The 13,434-nt window shown below is 68.5% G+C and carries 12 protein-coding genes; 8 read left to right on the top strand and 4 right to left on the bottom strand.

What is annotated here, in order from left to right:
- The first annotated feature begins 19 nt into the window (after nucleotides 1–19).
- The 5 genes from K1J57_RS28445 (at nucleotide 20) to K1J57_RS28425 (ending at nucleotide 4,835) form a co-directional block, all read left to right on the top strand.
- Nucleotides 20–835 carry a thiopeptide-type bacteriocin biosynthesis protein gene (locus K1J57_RS28445; protein ID WP_255646654.1) on the top strand — a complete coding sequence of 272 codons (816 nt, stop codon included), beginning with the start codon at nucleotides 20–22 and terminating at the stop codon, nucleotides 833–835.
- 143 nt (nucleotides 836–978) lie between these two features.
- Nucleotides 979–1,956, top strand: a complete 978-nt coding sequence (locus tag K1J57_RS28440; RefSeq protein WP_220561788.1) for a hypothetical protein — start codon at nucleotides 979–981, stop codon at nucleotides 1,954–1,956.
- 328 nt (nucleotides 1,957–2,284) lie between these two features.
- A complete protein-coding gene (locus K1J57_RS28435; RefSeq protein WP_220561787.1) occupies nucleotides 2,285–4,081 on the top strand; it encodes an immunity 49 family protein in 1,797 nt (598 codons plus the stop codon).
- A gap of 161 nt (nucleotides 4,082–4,242) precedes the next feature.
- Nucleotides 4,243–4,626 carry a DUF5753 domain-containing protein gene (locus tag K1J57_RS28430; protein WP_220561786.1) on the top strand — a complete coding sequence of 128 codons (384 nt, stop codon included), beginning with the start codon at nucleotides 4,243–4,245 and terminating at the stop codon, nucleotides 4,624–4,626.
- A gap of 20 nt (nucleotides 4,627–4,646) precedes the next feature.
- Entirely contained in the window at nucleotides 4,647–4,835 is a 189-nt protein-coding gene (locus tag K1J57_RS28425) for a DUF397 domain-containing protein (RefSeq protein ID WP_220561785.1), read from the top strand.
- A 267-nt stretch (nucleotides 4,836–5,102) separates the two neighbouring features.
- Here the strand turns inward: K1J57_RS28425 and K1J57_RS28420 are convergent, their stop codons facing one another.
- Entirely contained in the window at nucleotides 5,103–5,465 is a 363-nt protein-coding gene (locus K1J57_RS28420) for a hypothetical protein (protein ID WP_220561784.1), read from the bottom strand.
- A complete protein-coding gene (locus K1J57_RS28415; protein ID WP_220561783.1) occupies nucleotides 5,453–6,289 on the bottom strand; it encodes a hypothetical protein in 837 nt (278 codons plus the stop codon). The genes K1J57_RS28420 and K1J57_RS28415 overlap by 13 nt, the downstream gene beginning before the upstream one ends.
- Nucleotides 6,290–6,673: 384 nt before the next feature.
- On the opposite strand from K1J57_RS28415, the gene K1J57_RS28410 reads away from it, so the two are divergent.
- Nucleotides 6,674–7,909 (top strand): hypothetical protein, encoded by a 1,236-nt coding sequence (locus K1J57_RS28410; RefSeq protein WP_220561782.1) that lies wholly within the window; start codon nucleotides 6,674–6,676, stop codon nucleotides 7,907–7,909.
- Nucleotides 7,910–7,996: 87 nt separating this feature from the next.
- Here the strand turns inward: K1J57_RS28410 and K1J57_RS28405 are convergent, their stop codons facing one another.
- The gene (locus K1J57_RS28405) at nucleotides 7,997–8,638 is read right to left on the bottom strand and encodes an HAD-IA family hydrolase (RefSeq protein WP_220561781.1); all 642 of its coding nucleotides are present in this window, start codon (nucleotides 8,636–8,638) and stop codon (nucleotides 7,997–7,999) included.
- Nucleotides 8,639–8,810: 172 nt separating this feature from the next.
- Between K1J57_RS28405 and K1J57_RS28400 the strand changes: the two genes are divergently transcribed.
- On the top strand, nucleotides 8,811–9,725 hold the full coding sequence (locus K1J57_RS28400; RefSeq protein WP_220561780.1) for a hypothetical protein: 915 nt from the start codon (nucleotides 8,811–8,813) through the stop codon (nucleotides 9,723–9,725).
- Between the two features lie 724 nt (nucleotides 9,726–10,449).
- On the opposite strand, the gene K1J57_RS28395 is transcribed toward K1J57_RS28400, so the two are convergent.
- Nucleotides 10,450–10,662, bottom strand: coding sequence for a hypothetical protein (locus tag K1J57_RS28395; RefSeq protein WP_220561779.1), 213 nt, complete (start codon nucleotides 10,660–10,662; stop codon nucleotides 10,450–10,452).
- A 128-nt stretch (nucleotides 10,663–10,790) separates the two neighbouring features.
- On the opposite strand from K1J57_RS28395, the gene K1J57_RS28390 reads away from it, so the two are divergent.
- Nucleotides 10,791–13,388: a helix-turn-helix domain-containing protein gene (locus tag K1J57_RS28390; RefSeq protein WP_220561778.1), complete on the top strand. Its 2,598-nt coding sequence runs from the start codon at nucleotides 10,791–10,793 to the stop codon at nucleotides 13,386–13,388.
- Nucleotides 13,389–13,434 lie beyond the last annotated feature (46 nt).

The following is a 13,434-nucleotide window of genomic DNA, read 5'->3' as shown; positions in this document are numbered from 1 at the left end:
CTCCTGGAAGGACACGACGATGAAGACCGACCCCACTCGCACCGGTGCGTGGCTGCAGGTCAACATCGAATTCCCCGACCCGGCCACCGCCGAACACGCCGGCGTCCACCACCTGGCCCCCGCCTTGGCCGACTTCCGCTGGTTCGTGATGCGCAAGGACGCCTGGCGGTGCCGCATCCACCTTCCCCACGACACCACCGAACAGATCATCCTCCAGGAACGGGTAACCGAGCTCCTGGACGGTCTCACCGCCGACGGGCACCTGCGCCGGTGGACGCATGTCGTGTACGAACCCGAGCCCCGCGCCTTCGGCGGCACTGCGGCCATGGAAGCCGCCCACACCCTCTTCTGCGCCGACACCCGCCACCTCATGGAGTTCCTCGCCACCTCCGAAGGAGGGCCGGACCGGCGCAAGGAGGTGTCGTTGCTGCTGTGCCACACCCTGATGCGCTCCGCGGGCCTGGACCACTACGAGCAGGGCGACGTCTGGGACCGCGTGTCCGCCACCCGCCACCTACCCACCACCCGCCCGCCCACGGAGAAGATCCACCACCAAGTACACCGCCTGCTGAGCGTCGACCCCGGCCCCCACGCCCCGCACTTCACCACCGGAGCCTTCGCCGGATTCGCTCCCTGGGCACAGGCGTTCCAGGACTGCGGGCGCGAGCTGGCCGACCTCCACACCCGCGGCCGACTGGAACGCGGGCTCCGCGCAGTCCTGGCCCACCACGTCATCTTCTGCTGGAACCGCCTCGGCATCCCGGCCCCCACCCAGGCGGTGCTCTCCCACACCGCGGCCCGAACCATCTTCGACCCCGAAACGGTGCACCTGTGACCGGTCAGGAACTCCCACCAGCGATCCGCTACATCCCGCTGGTCCCTCGCCCACGTCCCCCAGCGCTCCCGCTGCGACAACGGCTCACCGAACTCAACGGCCTTGTCCACAAGGCCGACCAGGCCCCTAACCCTGAGGAGGGGATGACGCGCACCTGCGAGGCGATGAACAAAGCCGCCCTGGTCGCCAGCGACACCGGCCAACCGGACCTCGCCGAGGCCCTGTGCTGGCAGCAGTACGACGTGTTCGCCTCAGCCGGGCCCCTAACCGCGAAAACCGCACTCCTGGCCCTGCAACCACTGGTGAACCTCGGCCGCCTGGCCATCCGCACCGGCCACCCCACCGCGGCCCACACGGTGTTCGAATCCCTGCTCACCGCCACCACCCCCGGGCAGCCCGCCCAGGTGCAAGGACGAACCTGCCCGGTGGCAGACCTGGTCACCAGCCCGAGCGAGCGCACCGAGCTACGCCGTTTCCTCTGGGCGGTCATGCTCGCCGACGGCACCCGCGCCCTGTGTGTCGCCGACCGCTGGCAGGACGCCGTCGAACACCTTCACCGCTACAACGGCATCGGCACCCGCCTCCTGGACGGCCGCCAGGTCGCCGTTCTGGCCGCACTCCACCGCCAAGATCCCGACGCAGCCCGGATCCTTCTGGAAGGGACCGTGTGCAATGAGCCGTGGGAGCAGGCTGTAGCCGCCTGCCTGACCGCGGCGAGCGCGCGCGTGGCGGGTCACGACCCTGCTGACGCCGTCACCGCTATGGCCCGCCACCTCATCGAACTACCGCCCACACCAGGTGGCGCCGTCTTCGCCGCCCGTGCAGGCGTGCTGGCCTGCGAGCTGGCCCCAGGCCACCGCGCTCTCGTCTCCCACGTGATCGACACCGTCATGGGAAGCAACGACGCAAACGCGGCAACCGCGGTCCTGGGTTCTCCGGTGGTCGGAGAAGAGCTGAGCCTCCGGCAGCGTCAGACCCTACGCGAGCGTGTCCGGCAGGCTGAGCTGGTCCGGGCCGACCAGCCCGCCTCACTGACCGAGGAACTGACGGTGATCTGCGACCAGGCAGCCACCCACCTGGTCTGCCGTCTCAAGCATGCGTACCCGCACCTGACACCATGAGGTGGACGCTGCGACAGGCCAGTTCGGCCAGACGCCGGGTGAGCGTGTGGGCGTAGTCGCTTGCCCCCACAACGGTCGCCTCCATCTCACGAACCACGTTGAAGACGACCGCTGCGAGTCCGTAGCGGGCGCGTCCATGGTCGATTGATACGCGTGATCCGCTCCAAGAACTCGTGTCCGCGGCCGGCTGGGTGCCCTCGCACGATCTTCCAGTGGGACGTCGGGGCCACTTCTGTGTAGGGCGCTGACGCTCCTGAAGGGCTCCTGTCGTGGCGCCGTGCCAGACTCTGCCCCACGCACGGAACAGCCGACTGGAAACGAGGGCCCTGTGACCCTGCGGATCGAACGCCACCGAGTCGACGAGAAAGCGATCGGGGAGGCCCTGGACGACTTCGCCGACAGGATCGGCCAGGACGTCAACGACCAGCAGCACAGCGGCCGGGACGGGTTCGGCTGGAAGATGATCGGCCGCGACCTGGTCACCTACGCCGCCGCCCGGTCCGCCACCGACCCGGAAGCAAAAGCCGACATCCGGGCCGCCCTGTACTCGGCCGCGGAGGCCTTCACCGGAGCGCTGCTGCTGGACGGAGCGCCCACCTCCGTCGAGGTCTCGGTCCACCTCACCTACACCGGGACCGGTGTCTCCTACCGGGACCTCGAAGAGTACGGAGAAAAACCCCGGGGCCAGCGGCCGATCGCTCCCGGCAGGTGGGCTCACGCACTGTACCTGTGCGTCATCTCCGGCCTGTGCGACGCCTACGAAGGCCCCCTCGTCCAGTTCGCCGCGGGCTTCACCGAGGATCAGGTGCTGCACCGAGCGCTCGCGTTCTACGTCTACCCGGGACTGGGCGCCGAGCGCGACCAGCTGACGGGGTACGTGGAGTCCGCGATGGCGCCCTTCTTCGCCTCCCTGGAAGAGGGGTCCCAGAAAGGCCTCCCCGACCTGGCCGCGGTCGACTTCGAACTGCTCTTCCTGCACGCCCTGCTCAGCCGCAACGAGCAGCTGTTCTGGTCCCTCATGGCCATGCGGCTGGCGTGGCTCCGCGACAATCGCGACAGCGAGGACCTGGACGCACTGCTCCCGGTGGCCGAGCTCGCCTTCGCCGCCCTGGCGGTGCGGGTGGAGGGCTGGACGATGCCCTTCGACACCGACTACCTGCCCCGGCACCTCGTCCAGGGCGGCCGCGGCCTTCGGGTCGGCCCCTACGGTGCGGACAAGGACCCCGACGCGCTGCGCCTGCTGGCCCAAGGGCCGATCGAGGTCGCCCACCCCGCCGAAGCCTCCACCGGTAACTGGACGGTCGAGAAGCTCTTCAAACGCAACGACACCTGGATGGGAGAGGCCGCGCAGGCCGATACCTCCCGTTACAGGACTGCCGACGACCTGATGCGCTACGCTGACTTCGAGCAGCTCACCTTCGGCCGGTCCCTGTCCGTCGATCCCCAAGCCCGTCACCCCCGACAGCTCGCCGCGTTCACGCATGCCTCCCAGTTCACCGCGGCCGCCTTCGCCTGCACCGCAGCGGGTGGGGAGAGCGTCGAGGTGGCCCTGGGGGAGTCCACGGCCGTGCTGCGCACGTTCGGATCCCGCAACGGTGTGTCCGGGAACCGGCTCGTCACCGCAGTGGAGTACGCCCTGATCTCAGGGGCACCCGAACGTCTGGAGGCGCTGTTGGGCATGCCGGAGGAACTCTTCCCGCGCCCGGGCGGCCCGGGCACCTCCGTCTTTCTCCGCTACGGGGTCGCGCTGCTGACCTACCTGCGGTCCGCCCCGACCGGTCCCGGCGCGGTACCGGGCCCGCGTGTGCGCGAGGCTCTCGACGCGGCACTGGAAGCGCTGGCCGGCCACACCCGCCCCGGTTCCCCGCCGCCCCCGGTGATCGCGCTCTCCCAGCTGGTGGCCGAAGACCAGGAGGGTTTCAACCTGGCCCTGGCCGATGCCCTGGAGGCGTACCGGGACGCGTACTCCTTCGGGGAACAGGCCCGACGCTCGGACGGGCTGGTGGACCGGCGGTCACTGACCCTGGCCTGTCTGGCCCGGATGCGGGGCTGGGAGGTGCGCATCGACAGCGGCTACCTGCCCCAGGGGCTGCTCGACCGGGCCGGAGCCCTTTCCGTTCCCTGACCACGGAGACACGCACATGGCCTCGGCCATCCCTGCACATGCAGCGAACCCCGGTGAGCGGTTCCGCAGTTGCCAGGTCGCTCCCGGTCTGCAGACCCCCGAGTACGCCCGCGCGGTCCTGGGAGCCTCGATACCCCAAGGGGGCGGCGGAGATCGACCTCATGATGGCCCAGCGCCTGGAACAACAGCAGATCCTGGACCAGGAACACCCGCCCGGGCTCCACTTCATCATCGACGAGGGCGCGCTGCGCAGGATGGTCGGGAGTCCGAAGGTGATGGTCCAGCAGTGGGAGCACCTGCTCGAGGCCACCGAACGCACCCACATCACGGTGCAGGTCATGCCCTTCTCCGAGGGGGCTCATGCCGAACTGGCCGACTCCTCTACGCTCATGGAGACCGAGTTTCACGGGACGATCCAGTACCTGGAGACCCTGGCCACCGGGAACATCGCGACCAACCTCCCGGCGACCGCCCTGGCCCGGGCCAGATTCGATTCCCTGGCCACGAACGCGCTCTCCGAAAAGACGGTGCGCACCCTACTGTGAGAGCTGATCAAGAAAGCGACATGACCGAAGAAGCTGATCTCCGGTGGCACAAGTCGAGCTATTCCGGAAACGTGGGCTCCGAGTGCGTGGAGGTCGCCGAAGGCCCCCGCACCCTGGTCAGGGACACTCGGAACAGTGATCTGGCCTGCCTTGCTTTCGGCACCGGGGAATGGTCCGCCCTCATGCTCACCCTGAATCTCGGCGAATAGCAAGAAAGCATCGGCCCCCATCACGCGTGGTGACGGGGCCCGACCTATACCGCCATATTCGACCTACTGCGCGCCTGCCTGCCTTCCCCGTCCGCACCGCTTGGAACTGTGCAAGACGCTTCTGCGCCGTGATGCGACACCCTGACACCCCGGTTCCCCAACGGTGGCGGGGTCCGACCACAGACGGGTCGGCCCTGCCACCACAGGAACCCCGGTAAGAACCATCGCCTCGGCCAGGTCGGACTTCACCTCCCGGGCCGTCTTCCGTTAGACATTGATCTTCGCCAGCGCCGTGTCGATGGGCTTCAACAGGGTCTTCTTCGTGACCTCGGCACGGATCCTGGTCAGCGCCTGCTTCTCTTGACCGCCTCCGCGCCCACCGAGGACCCTCACGGCTGCGGTGGCCATCCGCTCCGAGCGCAGCGTTTTGGATCCGCCCGGCCCCGTACCGGTGAACACGGTCAGCCTCTCCAGGACCTGCGCAGCCCAGGGCGTCGATTCCCGGGGCAGCAGGTCGACGCACCAGAGCATGCCGGTGAGGATGTCGTGGACGTGCGGCCGCAGATAGGGCGAGTGGGTCTCCCCGCTCTCGGCCGGCGCGGCGGGCAGGGCCGGGATCAGAGTGAGCATCTCCCTGACGGTCGACGCGGGATCCTCCAGAGCGTCCAACAGGCCGGTGGTCCGGCGGCACCACGCTTTGGAGGGGTGTGTCCCGGGCGGGGTGAGCAGGCCCGCGACCAGACCGGCCAGGCCCGGGGTCGCGCACAGGTCGGGATACTTACAGCGCAGCACGTCGCCGAACACATCGCCGGGGCGAACAGTTCGCCCAGGGGTAGGGGGGCATCCAGGCGCAGCAGGAGCTGCGCCAACCGGATCTGGGACCCCTGGAAGGCCGGGTTTGTCCGGGTGAACAGAGCGGACCCCTTGCAGGCCTGGGCGTACAAGTCGCGCAGCCGCTCCAGGTGGGGGCGAAGTGCCGCGTCAGGCGCGTCCTCGCACATATCGAGGACGTGCTCGAGGGGGACCAGGTACTGCGATGCCGCTTCCAGCAGGAGTCCCATCCGGACGGCGTCCCAGGCCCCTGCCTCCTCTTTCAGGTGAGTGACCAGATTCAGGTACAGACCATGGATGGTGCCCCGAGGATCGTCGGCGAAGTAGATCGTCTGATATCCGGCGGCCAGGCGACACCACAGCAACGCGCTCCAACGCATCTCCGGATCGAGCCTTTCAGCGACAGCCCGGACCTCAGGGCCAAGAGGCGGGAGAGGCCTGTGGTGCGGGTGCTGGAGGGCGGCGTCGGTGATCGCGGTGTGCAGGACGGTGACGACCTCGGGCAGGCCGGGCACGTACAGGCGCGCGAGGATGTCCTGGGCTCGGTCACGGATGTCGTATTCGGCAACGATCCGGGATGCCCATGCACGGGCCTGGGGTGTGGGCGTGGCGGTCGACAGCATGGATTCCTCACCGGGGGTGAACGGTACGGGAGCGCCACCCTAGTGAGGGGCAGCGACCGAACGCAGCCATTGCTTGGGCAGCACCGGGCCCGCCTGCAGGTCAGGGCCGAGCGGGAATCCGTGCCGCGGTGGCCCGGAAAAGCGCCCCGGCCGCGAGCACGGGCACAGGACGAGCAGCCGGCGCGCCGGAGCCAGCCGTGTTGCCTTCAGCGTCGATCCCGTGCCACCATGTGCGCACGGCGATGAGGGCGCCGCGCCTCCCCCACTCCACCCGGCGTTGGGGCGCGAGGCCAAAACGGCGGGACCGCCTGCCCTCACCCATCAATCTGCCTGTGGTGCGACAACAGGACCTCTTCGAGCGTGGCCGGGGCGCTGGGAGTCTCCATGTCCCGTCACATCAGCCTGGCCCGAGCACGCGCCGCCGCGACCGGGGAAACCCACCTGACCGCAGCCAAGGCCATCGCCGCATTGCCTGCCGAGTCGTCGATCATCCCCGAGGCCACCCTTGGCCAAGCCCACCTGGAGACCGACCTGCTCCTGGGGCTGCGCGACCTCATCTACATGGGTCCCCCCTATGACGTGCCGGTGGCCGTCACACGCCGCACCCCCGCCCGGGACGGTCTGGTGCTGGAGATCGCCCGTCCCCACCTCACCGACACCCTGACCCTGTGGTTGCCCTACACCGACATCGACGGCGAGTTCCACGGCATTCCCGGCCTGCGCGCCCGCCACCGCGGACACCGCCTGGAACTGCGTCTGCTCTCACAGGACGCGACCGTCACGATCCCCGTCTCCCGCGCCCAGTGGGGCTGGGCCCGCACCCACGTCCACGCCGTGCACGACTACCGCGGCACCCCTTTGTGGGCACAGGATCCCACCTGCCTCACGGCCGTGGAACGCGACACCCTCGCCCGACGCCGCAAGCGGTTCCATGGCCCACACGCGCAGCACTGGTACCGCTTGGGATCGGCCATGCTGCGCCGACTCGGGCTTCTCACCACCCACCACGTGACGGGTTTCGCCGGACATGCGGACCTGTGGCGCGGGCTCTCCTGGGCTGGCCCCCTGAACATGGAATGGGGGCGCCCCCACCACGTGGCCGCCCTGACCGAGCAGTTGACCGATCCTTCCTGCCCGACAGCACTGCCCGCCCCGTTGCGCCACAGCGTCGAACACGACTCGGAGAGGTCGATCAGCCGGATCCGCAGCGCACGCGGCATCGAACTGCAACTGCGCCCCTGCACGGCCTCCGGCGACGGCCCTATCTGGGAGTGGGAGAAGCACCTGCCGCTGCACGGACCGTACCGGGCCCCGCATCGGCGAAGCTCGCAACTGCTCCCCGACGCTGTCCGCAGCCTCCTCATTGACGCTTTCACCGGCGATCATGCCAGCACCCTCGGTGTGGCGGCCCCGCAGATCACCGCCCGGGGCGGGGGAGGCTGGAACGTCTCCCACGTCGACGGGCTCCTGGGCGCGGTCGGGTTCCTGCGCTACCTGGCCCAGTCGCAGAGGTTCGCCGACCTGTGGCCGCGCGACCTGCAAGACGCCACCGACATCAACACCACCCACGGCCCTTGGCGGATGGTACGGATCTGCGGGGTCGACGTGGCCTTCGAGTGAGGCCACGTCGGGTGTGGGGAACCATGGCGCTCCCGCCCCGCCCCGCCGCAGGCAGAGCCACGCCTGGGGTAGTCGGCCCCACGCACCTCAACCACCCGGCAGTCCCAGCAGGCCGGCGACCCTGCCGGCCGTGCCGGGGCTACTATCGGCGTGCACGACGGTGATCCCCAGCTCGGCCGCTGGAGAGAGGTTCTCCGCGCGGTCATCGACGAAGACGCACTCCCCGCCGTCCAAGCCCATGCGATCCAGGGTCCGCCGGTAGATCTCCGGATCCGGCTTGGCCAGGCCCTCCACCTCCGACAACACCTCCACCTCGCACAAGCCGGCCACCCCCAACACCCGGTAGGGGTCGTAAGGATCGCGTCCGAAACTGTTGGACAACAAGGCCGTGCGCACCCCGGCACGACGGGCCAGACGCGCCAGCTCGACCATCTCCACCGCGGGCTGTACCCGCGCCCACGCACGCCCCATCAGATCAACGTGTTCATCCACCCCCAGCAGCAGAGCCGTCAGCCGGTTCCACTCCGCCTGCCCCAGACGCCCCGCCTCCAGCTCCCGGTACAGCCGGCGCCCCTCAGGATGCCGCCCCAACACGTGGCCCCACGCATGTGCCGGCAACCCCTGGTCCACACACCAGCGCCGCAGGGGCGGACCCACCGGAGCGGTCAAGACACCGACGAAGTCCAAGATCAGACCGCGAAAGGGAAGAACAGGGGACGCAGAGGACATCGAGGGGGCTCCATCCGGCACAAGGAAACAGCCGTGCCCGGTCGTTCACGGCGGCTGACCCCCGACTTCCCATCAGATTTCCCCGTTCGGCCCCTATCCATGCCGCCCGCCGGTTACCCTCGCTGCGAGCTCGCCGACTCCACCGACTCCACCCCCGATCCAGGAGCCCCCTGTGACCTCCTCCACCGCCGCGTTCACACACGATGTCCTGCGCATCGCCGAGCAGGCCACCGTCGCACTGATGGATGACGCCGCCCACGCCCACCGCCTCATCGACGCCCTCGACGAGGACAACGAGCGCCTCATAGAGGCACGGCTCCCGAGCGACCCGCAGGCAGTGCACCTGCGCAACCTGGAGGAACACCTCAACAGCGCACGCAGTGACACCGCCCTCACCCATATGCACGCTGTAGAAGGCCAGGCCCGCGCCCACGCCGTGTGGTGGGCCGACGCCGCGTCCCAGGCCGTCCTGGCCCTGGACGGCTACGCCCCCGACTACCGACTGCTGGCCACCGACCCGGCCACGATCCTGCGCGAGGAACAGCTGGAACTGCTGTCCGGGCCTGAGGACGCCGAGCGTGCCCAGCTGCGCGCCACAGGCGGATGGACGGCATCCTTGAACGGGGCTGGAGCGATCTTGGACAGCGCCCGAGCCGCCTCCCTGGGCCTGAGGCTGATCCACGCTCCGCAGGGCCAGAACACCACGGTTGAACCGGACTGGACCCTGAAAGCCCGCTACCACGTCCTGTGGGGCCGCATGTGGCGAGAGCACAACCTGCCGCTGCTGCCCGAACCCGATCTCCTGGCATGCCGCTTGCAGGGCGCGCTCGACGAGGACCAGCTCCAGGCCGTGCGCACCGCCATGGACACCTGGAGCCAGATGGCCCAGAGCATCCAGCAGCTCCCTGAGCTGACCCAGCGGGACCTGCACGGCATCGGAACACCCGAGGAGCGTCACGCCGTAGGCGAGCAGTTGGAGAAGGCACAAGAAGACCGCCTGCAGTCCACCGAGGTACTCGCCGCTTACGCACGCGCCCTGACCGAGGCATGGAAGACCGCGGTCGGGGTGTCCGCCCACAAGCACTGAAGTGGAGCATCGGTGAGGTGGGCCGGTACTCACGCGGTCGCCTCCACAGTGGTGTCGGCGTGGTCGCGGTGGGCCACTGGCGGCACCGGCCGGACCCTGCTCGCGTCGATCGGTCAGATCGCCGACCTCCATCCGGCGGCGGCGGCGTGGAGACCGGTACCGCTGCCCGAGGACCTGGAGGACTGTCGCGGGTACCCCGGGCACTGCTATGAGTTCGCCGCCCACCTGGCCGATGCCGTGGACGGGCTGGTGTACGTGGAGGGCTACGCCACGCCGTTCGCAGGAAGCACCTGGGCGTTTCTGCACGCCTGGGCCGGGTGTCTGTCGGACGGGGCGGCACTGGATCCGACCTGGCCCGAACCCGGGACGGCCTACTACGGGATCCCGCTCCCCGCCGCGTACCGGCGCGATGCGCCGCGCGCCCGGGGCTCAGGCGCTGCTGCTGGAGATGCTCCCGCGCCCGGTGCGCACGGCCGGGCTCCCGGCCGGGGTTGTGGCCGCCGGCGCCGACGAGTCGGTGTGCGGACGTTAGCGCTCGGTGCAGGGCCCAGCAATCGGGGAGCCCCATGATTCCCGGCGCAGGCTCCGATGTGTGGGGGGCGAAGACACTGGTCGATCCCTGTGTTCGCACAGGGGGTGACTGGTGCGCACGAGTCGGGGCGCCGCCGGGGTGTCCCCGTGCGGCGCCCTCGCGTCGGTGAGGCCCCCTTGAAGAGGGCGGTGGTCACCGGAGCAGGGTGACCAGTGCGGCCAGGGCCGTGGTCAGGACCGCGGCCAGGGTGAGGGTGGCGGCCAGCGTCGCCGCGGCGTGGCGGATGGCCTTGGGGTAGGTGGCGCCGTCGCGGCGGGCCAGGTAGGCGGCGCCGGCCCCGGCCAGTACGGCCACGACCGTGACCACGGCACCGGACAAAGCCAGGGATACGATCCACGCGGACATGTCGGTTCTCCTCCGTCATCGGTGTTCTGTCGACGGGATCGAATTTGGCCGAAGGGGTGGCCGCCGGTGACCGTCTGGACGAAGATGAACACCGACGCACATGTGAGGCGGTCGCGACGGGAGGCGATGTGGACCAGGTCGACCCTCGGGAGGAACTGAGTGAGCGCCTGGACACCGCCCGGCTTCGGTTGGGGCTGACCAAGGAACAACTGCGCGCCCGCGCTGGGTTGGGCCGGACCACGGTCAGCAACGCGCTCAATGGCACCGGGCCGCTGCCCACGAAGGAGACCATCACGGCGCTGGCCCGGGCCCTGGGCCTGGAGTCCGGGCTGCTGTTGGAGCTACGCCGCAAGGCCGCGGATCCGCCTGGCCAGATCGGGGTGGTGGCCGCCCCCGGGTCGGCCCCGCCGGACCTCCCTGCTCCGGACCCGTCAACGCACGCCGCCAACACGATCATCGGCGACCTCTCCCACAGCACCGTGGTCCAGGCCCACACGGCCATCATCTCCCCACCGAACCCGCCCGCGCCAGCCCCCCGGCCCGCACCGGGCAGGCCCATCGGTGAATGCGACCCCCACGACCTGGAGATGCGCGTGGCGGGCAGCCCTCCGGATTCACTCGCTGCGACCGTGAGCGTGCCCCAACGCGACACGGCACGGCTGCCGGGGTACGTGCGGCGGGACCACGACGACGTACTGGACCGCGCCGTCCGGGCGGCCCTGGGCGGGTCCAGTCGCATGGTGGTGCTGGTCGGATTGTCCTCCACCGGCAAGACCCGCGCCTGCTGGGAATCGGTCCAGCCCCTGGCCGAGCACGGATGGCGGCTGTGGCATCCCTTCGACCCCACCCGCGCCGAGGCGGCGCTGGAGGGCCTGGGCCGGGTGGGTCCGCGCACGGTGGTGTGGCTCAACGAGTCCCAGCACTACCTCGGTCACTCCCGTTTCGGTGAACAGATCGCCGCGGCCCTGCACGTCCTGCTCACCAACCCCGACCGCGGTCCGGTGCTGGTCCTGGGCACCCTGTGGGAGGAGCACGCCGAGGCTCTGACCACCCAACCCAAGCCGGGACATCAGGACGCGCACGCCCAGGCACGAGCCCTGCTGGAGGGCCGGCAGGTCACGGTCCCCGTCGCTTTCACCAACGACCAGCTCGACAACGCCCGAGAGCTCGCCCAATCCGGCGATGGCCAGCTCGCCCACGCCCTGGAGCACGTCCGTGACGGGCGTCTGGCGCAGACACTGGCCGGGGCTCCCGAACTCGTGCGCCGCTACGAAACCGCCTCGCCGGGAGCCAGAGCGATCCTGAACGCGGCCATGGACGCCCTCCGCCTCGGGGTGAGCCTGCACCTGCCCCTGGGTTTCCTGGTCCAGGCCGCAGAGGACTACCTCACCGACGACGAACTCGACGCCTTGCCTGACCAGTGGGTGGACCAGGCCCTGAAGGAGACGGGAACAACGGTTCACGGCGGGCAGGCCCCACTGCGGCAGGTCCGGACCCGCCGCAGCGACCAGAACACCTCCAAGGCCCAGGGAGCCGTGTACCGGTTGGAGGACTACCTCGAACAGCACGGAGCCCACGAACGCAGGATGTTCTGTCCTCCATTGTCTTTCTGGCAGGCCGCACATGACCACCTCATCGACCCTGAAAGCCTCTACCATCTCGGAGGAGCAGCCAACATCCGCCACCGCCTGCACTGGGCGGCGCGGCTTTTTGTCGCCGCTTCCGAGCATGGACGCATTGATGCCTTGGTGAACGTCGCGCAAATTCGACATTTGATTGGAGATTCACCCGGAGCCGAAGAACTGTGCCGCCGCGCCGCCAAATCTGGACACATCGATGCCCTTGGTCATATTGTTAGAATGCGAGCGGAGAATCAGGATTACGCTGGAGCCGAAATCGCCTACCGCGAAGCCGTCGAAGCCGGGCATCCCGAGTTCTTGCTACAAGAAGCAATTAGAATGGAAGAGGAGGGTGATCTAGTCGAATCCAAAAAAATTTATCACCGACTTGCTTCCTCCGGAGATATCCAGTCCATGGTGAGGCTTGGGCGACTGTGTGAAATGGCTGGGGATAACGCTGGAGCCGAGGAGAGTTACCGGCAGGCAGTTGCCGCTGGGGATAAGTCTTCCCTGTCTCGTGTTGCGCGCATGCGGGAGTTGGTCGGGGACTTCAGGGGTGCGGAAAGACTGACCCGCCAGGGCGTTAGGGCAGGTGACAAGTGGGCTTTGGTGCGACTCATCTTAATGAGGGAGGAAAGTGGACGGCAGGATGCTGCCGAAATTCTGATCAGCCAAGCCATTGAGACTGGGGATATCGAAAGCATAGTTGAACTCGCGCGAGTGAAACACCGCGCAGGGGATTGGGAGTACGCCGAAAAGTTGCAACTGATGCTCGACTCGGCCTTTGAAGATTTCAATTGCGCGCTAGGTGCAGGCAGGGAGCGCCCTGAGGAGAAAAGGGTTCTCAGGGAGCATGAGGCCTCCGAAAAAATTTATTCCCTCGTAAAGCTTGCGGCATTGCAGGAGGAGGCTGGAAACCAGGCTGCGGCCGAACATCTAGCCCGTCGAGCCGCCGACGCAGGAAATACTAATGGCCTGGCAGAGTTAAAGCGTATACGGGAGGAGTCCGACGACGAAGAGGAATTCCTTCTCGTGAGCAGGTGGGAAAGCGATCTTTTGTGGCCGCATGGACTAGATCCAGATGGAACACCATCGCAACCATGGTAATATGCGGCACATCCCCACTGCATTTTTCGGATGCAGGAAAATATGC

This window comes from Nocardiopsis sp. MT53, from assembly GCF_019598965.1.
Lineage (GTDB): Bacteria > Actinomycetota > Actinomycetes > Streptosporangiales > Streptosporangiaceae > Nocardiopsis > Nocardiopsis changdeensis.
The sequence above is the reverse complement of the archived record's forward strand: the minus strand, read 5'-3'. Positions and strand labels throughout refer to the sequence as shown.